A 13,727-nucleotide genomic window follows, 5' to 3' on the forward strand; every position below is an offset into this window, starting at 1 on the left:
AACTGCTCGCCGGCTTCTGCTCCAGCCACCTGAAACAAGCCATCGTCCTGGCGGACGGGGTTTATGGAGCGCTTACGCTCCTACAGGATTGCGGCAGACCCGTAGGATGGGTTGAGCAGCGCGATACCCATGCGGTTGATTGATGGGTATCGCTGCGCTCCACCCATCCTACGCAGTGTTGGTTTGGCTGTTCGTCACTCGGCATTTATCACAGACAACGCCAAACGCCCCATCAGAAGACCAAGCGGTTTCATTGCGCGATGCGTGATGCTCTCCCGCGCTACTGAGCGGCAGTACGCTATTGATGCAGAGCCTTTAACCCGGCTTTGGCGACCCGAACATCTTCACTGCCATGCGCGCCACCCACGCCAATACCGCCCACAACAACGTCCCCTATGTAAATCGGCACGCCGCCATCCAGAATCAGTATGTTCTCATCCAAGTAGCGGATATCCGGGGGGATGGTGCCGTCTTTAACGCCCTGTGCGATCACCGCTGTTTCTCGTTTCTGTGAGTTGGCGGTGTACGCTTTTTTATAGCTGGCACGTATCGTGTGAACACCAGCACGGTGATCTCGCAACACCGCTAAGGTTTGCCCGGAGCGGTCCACTACGGTGATGGAAACAGCGAGTTGATCTTTTTGCGCTTCTAATGAAGCCAGATTAACGATTGCCTGCGCCATTTCGCCGGTCAATAACGGGGTCATGATGTCACCCTTCAAAGCATGCTCAATGGGGGCGCCCGCGCGCTCAGGTTGGTTTACTTGCACTGACTCGGCGCTCACCGCAAGAGAGAAGGTTGACGCTGCCAATGCCGCAGCGATGAGTAGTTTTTTCATTCTTGACCCTTGATGTTGTTTAGCAATCAGCTTTGCCCGCAAAGTACCTGCAGAACGTGCAACACAGCAGTGCGGCCTGGAAAGTAGAGCCGCCACTTTACCGAATACCTCTTAACATTGCCCTGCAACGGCCAGGTAACGGCAGCACGGTGGTGCTCGCCGCCAACGGAATACGCCCCAACTCAACCCAGATTGAGCACGCCATATGGGTCGCAGTCGCTCCATCATTACCGCACTGAAGAGACAGCACGGCCTCACCGGCACAGTGCGGGAATGGCTAGTGCGGCGGGTTGGCGCTGAGCGGGTTTGTAGCCCTAATGTGGTGTGCGAAAAGCACGATGACGGCCATTACAACCGGCTGAACCGAAGCTGTATGGATCGAGTTGAGCACTGACGTTATTCACGTGTGCGAAGCTGCGCGGGCCAATCAGGGTTTGTTGCTATGGAACGATAAGAGGCGTGACGCCGCGCGTTACAGACGGCGTGCCCACATAGGGAGGGCACGCTTAAATACCCGAGGGGGCGTAACCTGCTCGCCCAAACGGTGCCAATGCGGCGCAAATGGGCAACCCTGCTACTAGACAACCGCATGGGTATCGCGCTGCTCAACCCATCCTACGCAGCGCTGGCTTGGCATTTTTGTCACTTGGCCAGCAGCTAGCCCAATCACCTCGCGGCTAAAGCCCCTCGCACAGAGGCAGCCGGTGTACGCCAATGTGCCGCTCAACCTCATTCAACGTGGCAAGGTATTTAGCTCGCAACGCTCACAGCATGCGCTAACACCTGCTGGGCTTCAGGCTATTTTTTCTTGTCGTCTTTACCCATTTCATGACCAATCACCCCACCAACAGCAGCGCCCACGCCCGTGCACAGCACGCCGCCACATAACAAGTTACCGGCGACGCCGCCGACCACAGCACCACCGGCCGTGGTTTTGTCTTGGTGAGACATATTCGAGCAACCACTCAAACCCAGAGTGGCAAGCAGAGCGCCGGTAAACAGCAGTTTGGACATATTCATGTGATTAACTCCGGTGCAACGACTTGTGAAATGTACTGACGAGGTGCCAGATTCCACAGAGGACGAGGTTTTATCGTGAATTCGCTGATGGCTGGCGTTCATGCGCCAGCGAGCGCAGAGCATGTAACACTTAATCTGACTCAAACCGCCTCAGAACGTTCACCCCACCTGCATGAACGGCTGGTCGCAGCCAGGTGAAGGCTTGGGGACATTCGGAGGATGGGCGGGCGGTTTAGGAGTCAGTGCGGGGAATTGCCGGTTATCTAGAACGCTATGACTGCGGCCGGTTCACTCAGGCAAACGTGGCGCAGTCAGAGCCGGCTCGGGCTATTTTTTCTTCCCATCCTTGCCTATTTCGTGACCAATCACCCCGCCGACCGCCGCACCCACGCCTGTGCACAACACTCCGCCGCATAACAAATTACCCGCCACACCGCCGACCACTGCGCCGCCTGCGGTGGTTTTGTCTTGGTGAGACATATTCGCGCAACCACTCAAGCCCAGAGTGGAAAGTAGAATGGCGGTAAACAGCAGTTTGGAAATGCTCATGTGCGTGACTCCAATACGGCGCTTTATAAAGTGCTCTGGCGAATTGCCTGACTTCATAGAGGACGTGGGGCCATTGTGTGCTCATTGTGGGCTGGCGTCAGAGTTATCTCGCATGCCAGACAAATGGCCTCAAATAAACCGCCAGCCGCGCACTTGGCCGCTTCAGCGCCCACCTGGCGTGCGCGGCTAAAGCGGCCCCGTTTGCAGCGCTAAATCTTCACGCAGGCAAACAGCGCATTCCCCGACGCCCCGTCCCACGGGATGATCGCCTGGTAATCATGCGCCAGCACATGCACCTCAAAGTACGGCTGTAGCAGCACCTGCAACTCGACGAAACTCAGCGCGACCATCGGGTGTTCGTCGTGCCATACCTCGGTTTGCCCGGCTGTCACCTTCTCAATCCGCAGCTTCAATAACTGCTGCTCACCCTCGCCTGGGTAATGCCAGCCAGAGCTGAAGGTGAATAAACCGTGGTCATGTTGCGCGCTGTGCGCGGTAAACAGGTTGTTATCGATCTTGCCCTTATCAACCGCGTTAAAGCAGAACAAGCCACCGGTTTCGAGCGCCGCATACACGCTGGCGATGCAGGCTTTTAGCCGCTCAATGCCTGCGCTGTAGTGGATGGAATAGAGAAAGCAGGTGATCAGGTCCTGCGGCTCGCTCACGCTGAAACTGCACATGTCCTGCACCGAGAAGTGCGCCTGCGGGCAGCGGATGGCGGCCTGGTCCAACATCGGCTGGCTGATATCCAGGCCGCTGCTGGCATAGCCGGCCTCGCTGAAATAGTGCACATGCGGGCCCGTCCCGCAGGCCAAATCCAGGTGGCGACTGCCGGCGTTACCAAACAACCGCTGCAGCCGATGGATGCTGTGGCTTTGCGCCTGGTAGTCGATATCAGCGCACATCAGGTCGTAGTAATCAGACAGGTCGGTATAGAGGGAGTTAACGGACATAGTGACCTGATGATTAAGGGGCGGTTTTTGCGGGTGGCGCATCATATAGGAAGCCTGGCCCCAGGGAAGCTAGCGTTGCGCCGAGGCGTATGGATTGCACAGGGCATTGCCTGCTTCGGGTTGCAACGGGCAACTGCCGAGGGCGTTACAATGCCGCCACCGCTAACGCCCCGGAGCCCGACTGATGTTCACCCTCGTACACCTGGAAACCCCGCCACCCGAGTCGCTGAAAAGCCAGGTGCTGCAGATGGTGGTGGACTACCTCAGTGACATCAGCCCGGTGTCGCTAACGCCCAGTAACCCGCTCTACCAGCTGTATCAATACGTGATCGGCTACGAGATGCACCTGTACCTGCAGGCTATGGACAGTGAGCAGGCGAGCAGCGCACGGTTGATCCTCGCGCTGGACGATCAAGATCCGTCGCAGGTGCTGGGCTTTGCCCTGTATCTGCCGGCTAAGGATGAACCCGAGGCCTGCACCCTGGCGTATATGGCCGTGCACGCCAGACAGCGTCGCCACGGGATTGCCCGCGCCATGCTGCAGCAGATAACCAGCCGCCACCCACACACCGAATTGGCCTGCGTGGCGAGCAAAGTGCCGACCTTCGAGGGCATGGGCTTTCAACTACTGGCGGCGCACGGCCCGCAAGTGCTTATGAGCACCCGCGCCTATCGCTCGGACGGCCTGGTGGCGGTGCAGGACTTGGCGCCAATTTTCGAATCCACCGAAGTGCGGCAGATCCACGCCTACTTGCTCAAGCAACACGGCAAAAAAGCCATGAGCGAAGCGGAGAAACAGCGCGACCGCCAACTCGACCAGATGACTCAGCGCGCATTGGCGCTGGTACACCAACGCCGCGCCTCAGGCTCCGTGCACTGACGCGCCAAACAGCCAAAGCGAAAGCCATGACCACCCTGACCATTTCCGCCGCCTGCCTGTTCGACGCGGCCGGCCGCCTGCTGCTGGTACGCAAACGCAACACCCAGGGCTTTATGCTGCCCGGCGGCAAAGCCGAGCCCGGCGAGGATGCGATCACCGCGCTAACCCGCGAACTGCAAGAAGAACTCAACCTCAACCTGCCCGCCGACGCACTACAACCACTCGGTCAGTTCCGCGCTGCGGCGGCCAATGAGCCCAATACCTGGATCGATGCCAGCGTCTTCCAGGCCCACCTGCCCCACCCCGTCAGCGCCGCCGCAGAACTGGAAGAACTGCGCTGGCTCGCCCCCGATGACGTACCGCCAGCCACCCTGGCGCCACTGCTGCGCGAGCATGTGCTGCCGCTGCTCTGGCCGGCTGCTAACTAGCCTCAAGCCGAGTTAAATGGCGTAGCTGTTAGGTACGCCATATGCCAGAGACCAGGCGGCGCTAGCAATCGGCGGTGAGCGGATTGGCGGCAATAAACTTGATCACCACCTCAGCCAGCACTTCGCCTTGGTCCTCCTGCAAGAAGTGCCCGCCATTGACGATGGTGGTGTGAGCCTGGCCTTGGGTACCGGGGATCAACTTCTGCATGACTTTGTCGCCCCCGGCGGTGATCGGGTCAGAGTCACTGAAGGCGGTGAGAAACGGCTTATCCCACTTCATCAACACCGCCCAGGCGGCGCGATTCTTCTCGGCGGCAGGGTCTGTGGGGGTAATCGGCACCAGCAGCGGGAACTGCCGAGCGCCCTCTTTGTAGGACTCATCCGGGTACGGCGCGTCGTAGGCATCGATCACCGCTTGCGGCAGTTCGGTGGTGGTCGAGCGGTCGATGATCGCGCCAGCCGGAAACTCGGGGACTTTCTGTGAATAGTCTTGCCAGCTCTTAAAGGCGTCACCGGGGTTGTGATCGCCGGTGGGCAACATGGTGTTGGCGGCGACGACGCGGGCGAAGCGCTGTGGATTTTCTGCCACCAGGCGCAGGCCAATCAACCCGCCCCAATCCTGACAAACCAGGGTGATGTGCTGCAGGTTGAGCTGATCAAGCACGGCCTGCATCCAATCAACATGGCGTTGATAGGTGTAGTCGCTGCGCTTGCTCGGTTTGTCGGAACGGCCAAAACCAACCAGGTCGGGGGCGATAACTCGGTGGCCGGCGGCGACCAGAATCGGGATCATCTTGCGGTACAGGTAACTCCACGACGGCTCGCCATGCAGAAGCAGTACCGGCGGCGCATCCGCTGGGCCCTCATCGAGGTAATGCACACGCAACTGGCTGCCTTCGCCGTCATCAATACTGAGGTAATGGGCGGCAAAGGCATAGCCGGGTAGGTTGTCGAAGCGGCTGTCTGGGGTACGCAGGACGTCCATGGATGGGCCTCTGGCGGTGGGAAAAGGCCGAGCATGGCCCCAGCAACGCCCGCGTTCAACCACGTGCATGACGTGAATACCACCTTATTAAGAAGGCTCAGGCTCGCGCACCAGGCACACCAGCCCAGCTCGGTTTACATACAACTCCACCCTACAAAACAACGATGGCATAACGCCACAAAACGTGCCTGCAACGTGCATAATGCCGCGACCTAGCGCTTTAAAGACCTGAACCACGTGCTTGTACACATGCCTCTGCTCGCCACCAGCCTCGCACTCCTGCTCCTTCTAACGGGATCGTTAAGCGTGCTGTTGTTACGGCGTCAGCGGCGGCTTAAACAACAGGTTCGCGAGCAACGCGCCTTGCTGGACGCCAGCGCCGATGGGCTGTTGCTGCTCGACCACAAGGGGCTTATTCAGCGGCATAACGCGGCGGCAGCCAGGATATTGAAAGCCGACGCAGCACTGCGCGGAACGTCGCTGCAGCAGTGGTTACCGCAACTGCCTGCGCACGACCGCCTGCCCGTGCATCAACGCCTGCCGCTAGCCACAGCCGACGTGGATATGCGCCGCATCCAGCGCGCGGGGCGTGGCGATGCCATCGTGCTCACGCTCGCTACACCTCAGCCAAACGCCCCAGCGGAAGATGCCGAGCGCTTCAAGCGCAGTCAGTATTTCGCCTCCATTGGCACCTGGGACTGGTCCATCGACAGCGACACGCTGTATTGGTCGGAGGCCATCTACGGCATGTTCGGCTTCAAGCCCGGCGAGGTCGCGCCGAGCTACAGCCTGTTTTGCAGTTGCGTGCACCCGGATGATCGCGAGCAAGTCCGCGCCGGGGAACTGCGCTGCATTGCAACCGGCCACAACCATGACGAGGAATACCGCGTGGTGTGGCCGGATGGCAGCATCCGCTGGCTGCGTGAAACCGGCAATGTGCTCAAGGATGGCAACGGTCAGGCGATCAAGTTGATGGGGGTGGTACGCGACATCACCGAAGAGAAGGCCTCAGTCAGCCAACTGCAAAAACTCGCTCGCCACGACCCACTGACCGGGCTGCCCAACCGGTTGCAACTTGAAGAGCAGATGGCACGTTCACTGGCCCGCGCGCGCAGCGATGGCACGCGCATGGCCCTGGTGTTTATCGACCTCAACGGCTTTAAACAAATCAACGATGAGCATGGCCATGCCGTGGGCGACCAGCTGTTGGTGGGCGTCGCGCAACGGCTGCTGAAAACCCTGCGTGAATCAGATTTTGTCGCACGCCTGGGCGGCGATGAATTTGTACTGATCATCGAAGGGCTGAACCGCAGCAATAGCCTGCAAGACGACGCTCGATTGATCAGCGAAAAAATCCTCCAACGCCTGACCCCGCCCATGCTGCTGGGCGCTAGCCACCACCCGATCGGCGCCAGCCTGGGCATTGCCATGTACCCAGAGCACGGCCCCACCATCGACAGCCTGATCCATATTGCTGACCAGGCGATGTACCGCGCCAAGCGCAACGGCAACAACCAGTATTGCCTTGGGCACGACGAAAGCTAACGCCACCCTGGCTTGAGCGTTACCTGGGCATGCCTGCTAGCGGCTAGGGCGCGCCAAACATGGCCGTCCAGTAAATCCCGGCATCGCTTTTCGGGTCGTTGGCATAGGCCGCGCCCAGCTCAGTAAAGTGCGGGTTCATCAGGTTGGCGCAGTGCCCGGGGCTGGCCAGCCAGCCGTCGACCACCTTACTCGGCGTGTCTAACCCGGCAGCGATGTTCTCGCCGATACGCTGACCGCTATAGCCAGCCAGCTCCGCACGGTCGCCGGGGGGGCGACCGTCGGGGTCTTGGTGATCGAAGAAATTGCCGTTGGCCATGGCCCGGCTGTGGGCTTCGGCGGTGCTGCCCAGTGTGGCATTCCACTGCAGCGGCGCGGCGGCGGCAAAGGATTGGCTGCCACATTGGCGCGCCGTACTGCGTGCAGTGTTGAGTTGTTCGAGCAGCTTTTGCCCTTCCACCTGCCAATCGCCTAAGCGTGCGCTCAGCAACGGCCGAGCCAGCAGGATGCGCCAGTCACGGCCCTGCTGATGGATGCCGACATCAACAAACTGCGGATCGAGAACGATTGCGCAGAAACTCTCTTGCAGCACCTTTAGCGCTGCCGCCGCATCCCGCGGGCCGGACAGGCTGATCGCCTGCACATTGACCATTGGGTAACCCGCCGCACTCATCGCCTGCTGCAAATCCCCAGCGCGACCGACCGGCTGCACCAGGCGCGAATCGGCCGTCAGCGGCGGCAGTTCAGCCGAGGCCTGATCACCACAGCGCTGCACTTCACTGCGGTAGTTGTTGATCAACCCGAGCAGCTGCACCTCTTCAGCGGCCTGCACGCCAGTGGCGCACAACAGCGCCCCACCCAGGGCAGCGAACGCCCGAATAAACACCTTGCTCGTCATAAATCCCCTCGACCTGGCCATGCCCATGCGGCGTGCCCACCACTGTGGTCGGGTGATATTGGCGCACCTCGCACGTTGAAACCAGCCCAATGCGCAGGCAGCACGGCTGGCGAAATCGACGGCAGAACGTTTAAACGTAAATACTGACGCCGCCCCTGGCCTGCAGCCAGTCACGGTAAGTGGTCAGCGAGGCGGTTTGTTCATCACCGTTGTAGCCGACAAAGCTGTCGGTCTTGTCGAGGCCAGCGTCGACCAGTTTGTTGATCTGCACCAGCAGCTTGGCGGCGTCTTCACGGTCCAGTTCAGCGACATCCGGCAGGGCAATTTTCGAGGTGTCGCTGTTCTGCTCGGTTACCGGGCGGAAACGATCGCTGGCAATGGCGTTGCTGGCACCGCTGCTCTCGGCGTTCATTGCGCGCAGCAGGCCACCGCGGCTGTTGGCCACCATGCCGCTGGCAAACCGGCGAATTTCCGCAAGCGGGTCTGGCGCGCTGGTGCTCGGCTTGTCCGTACTGCTGTTACTGCCTGCAGCCGCAGCCGTGCTGGGTTTGGCGGTGTTGGCGAAGTAGCTCGCCAGCGGCGAACTGTTGGAAATACTGGTCATGGCGAATCCCTGCAAAGGTCAGTTGGCAGGCATTTCTGCAGAATATGGGCCAACCACCTGCACGCCAGTAAAGCCGATGCTTTGCGCCTATTCAGCGTGAAATGAAGAGGAAGGCCCTTGCCGCCTCAGGCAGGCGGTTGCCGCAGACAGGCAGTGCCCACTTTTTTGAGCCCCTGAAACGACAGCGCCCCCACAGAAAGCTGCGGGGGCGCGTGGACAAGGGGTTAAGACAGGCCAACTAGGGCCATCATGTTACAAGGCGCGCAATTGCTCCTCGGCGAGGAAGTCTTCACGTAACAAGGCATCCTGACCCGGAATATCAAGGGTTTCATTGGCGGGCAGCGGCGTCGCACGCTTGCTGCGCAACTTGCCGAACTGATGCTCAAGGGCGTGGTGCAGTTTCTCAATGGCACCGTCGATGGACTGTTCCAGCGACTCAGATTTGTGGGTTACAGAAAGCGGCTGCAGGCCTTTTGGCCGTGCTTCAATCTGGCAGCGCTTGTCATGCGCACCAGCTTTGGCACCGTTGTCGTCATGCAGGTGGACAACAATACGCGTCAATTCGTCATCAAAACGTTCCAGCTTGCTGGCAACGCTGGCGCTGACCCATTCAACCAAGCGGGCACTGCCTTCGATGTGGTTATCGCTGTGAACTTGGATTTGCATAAAGCTTTCCTTCTTCAACCGTTCGCGAATGCGTTGCCTACCAAGGCAACAACTCCAGCCTACGCCATTGAGCCCCCCTTTAGGCAAGCCCTAAGACGTTGGTCTTAACCACAAATGTGCCGCGCCGCCCTCCTCAATTGGCTGTAACCCTGATGCGCTGTGCATTTGAGCCATGTTGCTGCAAATCAAACAAAGTTTGTCCGCCGCTCGATTTGCAACATTTCTCGGTTAACCGCCTTAGCCTCTAGCTCTTGAGCCGATAACCGGTTTTGAAAATCAAGCCCACCGCCAGGATGCACAGCAGCAGAAAGCCGAGAATCATCACCAGGCTAAGGCCAACGTTAACGTCGGACACGCCGTAGAAGCTCCAGCGAAACGCGCTGATCAGGTACACCACAGGGTTGAACAAGGTCACCGTCTGCCAGGCAGGCGGCAGCATGCTGATCGAGTAGAACGCACCGCCGAGGAAGGTCAGCGGCGTGACGATCAACGCCGGCACGATCTGCAGTTTTTCCCAGCCATCGGCCCAGACGCCGATGATAAAACCGAACAGGCTGAAGGTCAGCGCGGTGAGCACCAGAAACGCCAGCATCCAGACCGGATGGAGGATTTCGAAATCGACAAACAAGCGCGCGGTGATCAGGATCACCAAACCAAGAATGATCGACTTGGTCGCCGCCGCGCCGACATAGCCAATCAGGATTTCCAGGTACGACACCGGGGCAGACAGCAGCTCGTAGATGCTCCCCGAATACTTGGGCATGTAGATACCAAACGAGGCGTTGGAGATGCTCTCCGTGAGCAGCGCCAGCATGATCAGCCCCGGCACGATAAACGCGCCGTAACTGACGCCCTGCACCTGGGTCATGCTTGAGCCAATGGCCGAGCCGAACACCACGAAATACAGCGAGGTGCTGATCACCGGCGTGGCAATGCTTTGCAGCAAAGTGCGCCAGGTGCGCGCCAGCTCAAACAGGTAGATGGCGCGGATTGCATAGAAATTCATCGACGCGACTCCTGAACGAGGTTGACGAAAATATCTTCTAGCGAACTCTGGCTGGACTGCAGATCCTTGAAATCGATGCCGTGCTGGGCCAGGTCCTTGAGCAGTTCGGCGATGCCTGTGTGCTCGCTTTGCGCATCAAAGGTAAACACCAGCGCATGGCCGTCATCCGCCAGTTCCATCGCGTAGCGCGCCAGATCGGCGGGCACACTGGCCAACGGCTGCTGCAGCTGTAAGGTCAGCTGTTTCTTACCGAGTTTGTGCATCAGCGCCTGCTTGTCTTCGACCAGGATGATCTGACCTTTGCTGATCACCCCGATGCGGTCGGCCATTTCCTCGGCTTCTTCGATGTAATGGGTGGTGAGGATAATGGTCACACCACGCGCGCGTAAGCCGCGCACCATGTTCCACATGTCGCGGCGCAGCTCGACGTCGACGCCGGCGGTGGGCTCATCGAGAAACAGAATTTGCGGCTCGTGACTCAGCGCCTTGGCAATCATCACCCGACGCTTCATGCCGCCGGACAGCTCGAAGATTTTCGCGTCGCGCTTGTCCCACAGCGACAAATCCTTGAGCAGCTGCTCCAGGTAGGCCGGGTTGGGCTTCTTGCCGAACAGGCCACGGCTGAACTTGACCGTCGCCCAGACGGTTTCGAATACATCGCTGACCAGCTCTTGCGGCACCAGGCCGATCTGCCCACGGGCGGCGCGGTAATCCTTGATGATGTCCTTGCCGCCCACTAACACTCTGCCGGCGCCTGGATTAACGATGCCGCAGATGATGCTGATCAGGGTGGTTTTGCCGGCACCGTTGGGACCGAGCAACGCAAAAATCTCGCCCTGGCGAATATCCAAGTTGATGCTCTGCAACGCCGGATGCCCGCTGGCGTAGGTTTTGCTCAGTTGTTGAATCGAGATCACCGCTTGCACAGGACAGCCTCGCTGGGGAAAAGCGCAATTGTAGGGAAGTTGCCCGCGCTTGCGCAGTTGCTGATGGTTTATCTGGGCACTGAAGCGACGACTTAGCGACACAACGTTGAGCGGTAGCGCGCACGGCTGCTAGGCTGGCTGCAGTTTTGCTCATACAAGGAACGCATCATGGCTCTTCGTCACACGCTCGGCAGCCTTAGCCTGCTCGCCCTCCTGGCCGGTTGCAGCTCGCCGCAGCCGGCACAATCCGTGACAGATATCAGCGGCGACTGCAGCGTCGAGCACCTGCAAGGCATGCTGGGGCAACACGCCAGCGCCAAACAGGTCGAGCAGCTACAGCTCAAGGCCAACGCCAAATATATCCGCGTACTCGCGCCCGGCGATGCAGCCACCCTGGACTACAACCTGCAGCGCTTGAATATCCATATCGATGAAAGCGAAGTGATCACTCGCCTGACGTGCGGCTAAGCCTTGTTAACTAAGCCAAACAGACCGGGCATACTGACGCCCCTGTAACCCAGTTGGCCGCCTGTCCCCATGCGTATTCACGTCACTTTTATCGACCGCGTTGGTATCACCCAGGAAGTTCTCGCCCTGCTCGGTGGGCGCAATCTCAACCTGGATGCGGTGGAGATGGTGCCACCCAACGTCTACATCGACGCACCGACCCTGCGCCCCGAGGTGCTCGACGAACTGCGCGAGGCGCTGTTCAAGGTGCGCGGGGTAAAAGCCGTGACCATTGTCGACATCCTCCCCGGTCAGCGCCGCCACCTACAGCTCGACGCCCTGCTCGCCGCCATGACCGACCCGGTCCTCGCAGTCGACAGCCGAGGCCGCGTGCTGCTGGCCAACCCGGCGCTGCTCGAACTCTGCGGCCAGCCGCCCGAGGGCTTGGACATTGGCGAGTTGTTTGCCGACCCGCAGTTGCAGGCCGAACTGCTCGACCAGGGTTTTCGCCTACCGATGCGCGAGATCACCCTCAAGGGCCAGGCTCTGCTGCTCGATGCACAACCGATTACTGAAGGCGTTGATGGCGGCGCGCGACGCCTGGCCGGCGGCCTGCTCAGCCTGTACGCGCCAAGTCGCATCGGCGAACGCCTGGCGGCGCTGCACCATGATCACGCCGAAGGGTTTGACTCGCTGCTCGGTGACTCGACGCCGATTCGTAACCTGAAAACCCGCGCGCAACGGGTCGCTACCCTCGATGCACCACTGCTGATTCAGGGCGAAACCGGTACTGGCAAAGAGCTGGTAGCACGCGCCTGCCACGCCATCAGCACACGGCGCGCCGCTCCGTTTCTGGCGTTGAACTGCGCGGCGTTGCCGGAGAACCTCGCCGAAAGCGAGCTGTTCGGCTACGCCCCCGGCGCCTTTACCGGTGCCCAGCGCGGCGGCAAGCCGGGGCTGCTGGAGCTGGCCAACCAGGGCACGGTGTTTCTCGATGAAATCGGCGAAATGTCGCCCTACCTGCAGGCCAAACTGTTGCGTTTTCTCAGCGATGGCACTTTCCGCCGGGTCGGCGGCGAGCGTGAGGTCAAGGTCAATGTGCGCATCCTCAGCGCCACCCACCGCGACCTGGAAAAAATGGTCACCGAAGGTGCCTTCCGCGAAGACCTGTTCTATCGCCTCAACGTGCTCAACCTGGAAGTGCCGCCCCTGCGCGAGCGCGGCCAGGACATCCTGTTGCTCGCGCGGCACTTTATGCAGCAGGCCTGCGCACAGATCCAGCGCCTGCCATGCAGGCTAACGCCAGACACCTACCCGGCGCTGCTGAGCAACCGCTGGCCGGGTAATGTGCGCCAACTGCAGAACGTGATTTTCCGCGCCGCCGCTATTTGCGAAAGCAATCTGGTGCAGATCGATGACTTGGATATCGCCGGCACCGCAGTCGCAGCACACCAGGCCGAAGGCGACGTCAGCAGCCTGGAAGGCGCCGTGGCTGCGTTCGAAAAAGCCCTGCTGGCAAAGCTCTACCCCAGCCACCCCTCCACCCGGCAATTAGCCACCCGCCTGCACACCTCACACAGCGCCATCGCCATGCGCCTGCGCAAATACGGGATTCCAAGCAAAGACTGAAACGCGGTTTGTCGGGGAACGATAAAGGTGTGCGGCGGCAGCTGACTGGCCAACGCGTGCAATTGCATTGAGCCTTAGTCAGCACCCCCGGCGGGCTGTAGAACGCGGCCAATGGAATCACCGCATATACTTCAATACCAATGGCTGTTCTAAAATTTAAGTAGCGGACTGGGATCGTCTCGTTAAAAAGAAGCGTGTATGCGCTATTGCTACTGCCTGCTGATCGCTGTCGTTTCAGCGTTATCTGCGTAAGCGTCCAGCCAAGTCACCTTCCGAACACCAGCATTAAGGGCGATGGTGTCCGCGTATTTTTAAGCGGACGCGATAGCCCTTATCGCCGGGATTTCCATGCGCCA

The 13,727-nt window shown here is 59.8% G+C and carries 15 protein-coding genes; 5 read left to right on the plus strand and 10 right to left on the minus strand.

All coding sequences use genetic code 11. The features are described 5' to 3' along the window. Positions 1-298: 298 nt before the first annotated feature. The 4 genes from N1078_RS18600 to N1078_RS18615 form a co-directional block, all read right to left on the minus strand. A complete protein-coding gene (locus N1078_RS18600; protein WP_274089581.1) occupies positions 299-838 on the minus strand; it encodes a GlcG/HbpS family heme-binding protein in 540 nt (179 codons plus the stop codon). Positions 839-1,636: 798 nt separating this feature from the next. Then, complete coding sequence (locus tag N1078_RS18605) at positions 1,637-1,858, minus strand: glycine zipper 2TM domain-containing protein (protein WP_274089582.1); 222 nt, start codon at positions 1,856-1,858, stop codon at positions 1,637-1,639. 327 nt (positions 1,859-2,185) lie between these two features. Then, positions 2,186-2,407, minus strand: a complete 222-nt coding sequence (locus N1078_RS18610) for a glycine zipper 2TM domain-containing protein (protein ID WP_274089583.1) — start codon at positions 2,405-2,407, stop codon at positions 2,186-2,188. Between the two features lie 209 nt (positions 2,408-2,616). Further along, entirely contained in the window at positions 2,617-3,360 is a 744-nt protein-coding gene (locus N1078_RS18615; protein WP_274089584.1) for a class I SAM-dependent DNA methyltransferase, read from the minus strand. Positions 3,361-3,544: 184 nt separating this feature from the next. Here N1078_RS18615 and N1078_RS18620 point away from each other — a divergent pair, with 184 nt between their 5' ends. Then, positions 3,545-4,240 (plus strand): GNAT family N-acetyltransferase, encoded by a 696-nt coding sequence (locus N1078_RS18620; RefSeq protein ID WP_274089585.1) that lies wholly within the window; start codon positions 3,545-3,547, stop codon positions 4,238-4,240. A gap of 26 nt (positions 4,241-4,266) precedes the next feature. Next, positions 4,267-4,668, plus strand: coding sequence for an NUDIX hydrolase (locus N1078_RS18625; RefSeq protein WP_274089586.1), 402 nt, complete (start codon positions 4,267-4,269; stop codon positions 4,666-4,668). Between the two features lie 61 nt (positions 4,669-4,729). Here the strand turns inward: N1078_RS18625 and N1078_RS18630 are convergent, their stop codons facing one another. Continuing rightward, positions 4,730-5,653: a haloalkane dehalogenase gene (locus N1078_RS18630; RefSeq protein WP_274089587.1), complete on the minus strand. Its 924-nt coding sequence runs from the start codon at positions 5,651-5,653 to the stop codon at positions 4,730-4,732. A 306-nt stretch (positions 5,654-5,959) separates the two neighbouring features. Between N1078_RS18630 and N1078_RS18635 the strand changes: the two genes are divergently transcribed. Beyond that, positions 5,960-7,198 carry a diguanylate cyclase domain-containing protein gene (locus N1078_RS18635; RefSeq protein WP_274089588.1) on the plus strand — a complete coding sequence of 413 codons (1,239 nt, stop codon included), beginning with the start codon at positions 5,960-5,962 and terminating at the stop codon, positions 7,196-7,198. Between the two features lie 43 nt (positions 7,199-7,241). Here the strand turns inward: N1078_RS18635 and N1078_RS18640 are convergent, their stop codons facing one another. The 5 genes from N1078_RS18640 to N1078_RS18660 all read right to left on the minus strand — a co-directional run bounded on the left by N1078_RS18640 (position 7,242) and on the right by N1078_RS18660 (position 11,295). Further along, the gene (locus N1078_RS18640; RefSeq protein ID WP_274089589.1) at positions 7,242-8,093 is read right to left on the minus strand and encodes a CAP domain-containing protein; all 852 of its coding nucleotides are present in this window, start codon (positions 8,091-8,093) and stop codon (positions 7,242-7,244) included. A 130-nt stretch (positions 8,094-8,223) separates the two neighbouring features. Next, a complete protein-coding gene (locus N1078_RS18645; protein WP_274089590.1) occupies positions 8,224-8,697 on the minus strand; it encodes a hypothetical protein in 474 nt (157 codons plus the stop codon). Between the two features lie 252 nt (positions 8,698-8,949). After that, positions 8,950-9,363, minus strand: coding sequence for an HPF/RaiA family ribosome-associated protein (locus tag N1078_RS18650; RefSeq protein WP_274089591.1), 414 nt, complete (start codon positions 9,361-9,363; stop codon positions 8,950-8,952). Positions 9,364-9,607: 244 nt separating this feature from the next. Further along, positions 9,608-10,369: an ABC transporter permease gene (locus tag N1078_RS18655; RefSeq protein WP_274089592.1), complete on the minus strand. Its 762-nt coding sequence runs from the start codon at positions 10,367-10,369 to the stop codon at positions 9,608-9,610. Further along, positions 10,366-11,295 carry an ABC transporter ATP-binding protein gene (locus N1078_RS18660; RefSeq protein WP_274089593.1) on the minus strand — a complete coding sequence of 310 codons (930 nt, stop codon included), beginning with the start codon at positions 11,293-11,295 and terminating at the stop codon, positions 10,366-10,368. The genes N1078_RS18655 and N1078_RS18660 overlap by 4 nt, the downstream gene beginning before the upstream one ends. A gap of 168 nt (positions 11,296-11,463) precedes the next feature. Here N1078_RS18660 and N1078_RS18665 point away from each other — a divergent pair, with 168 nt between their 5' ends. Further along, complete coding sequence (locus tag N1078_RS18665; RefSeq protein WP_274089594.1) at positions 11,464-11,763, plus strand: I78 family peptidase inhibitor; 300 nt, start codon at positions 11,464-11,466, stop codon at positions 11,761-11,763. Positions 11,764-11,832: 69 nt separating this feature from the next. Beyond that, positions 11,833-13,371, plus strand: a complete 1,539-nt coding sequence (locus tag N1078_RS18670) for a sigma-54-dependent transcriptional regulator (protein WP_274089595.1) — start codon at positions 11,833-11,835, stop codon at positions 13,369-13,371. Positions 13,372-13,727: the final 356 nt, after the last annotated feature.

The organism is Pseudomonas sp. MIL19, from assembly GCF_028680365.1.
Taxonomy (GTDB): domain Bacteria; phylum Pseudomonadota; class Gammaproteobacteria; order Pseudomonadales; family Pseudomonadaceae; genus Aquipseudomonas; species Aquipseudomonas spirodelae.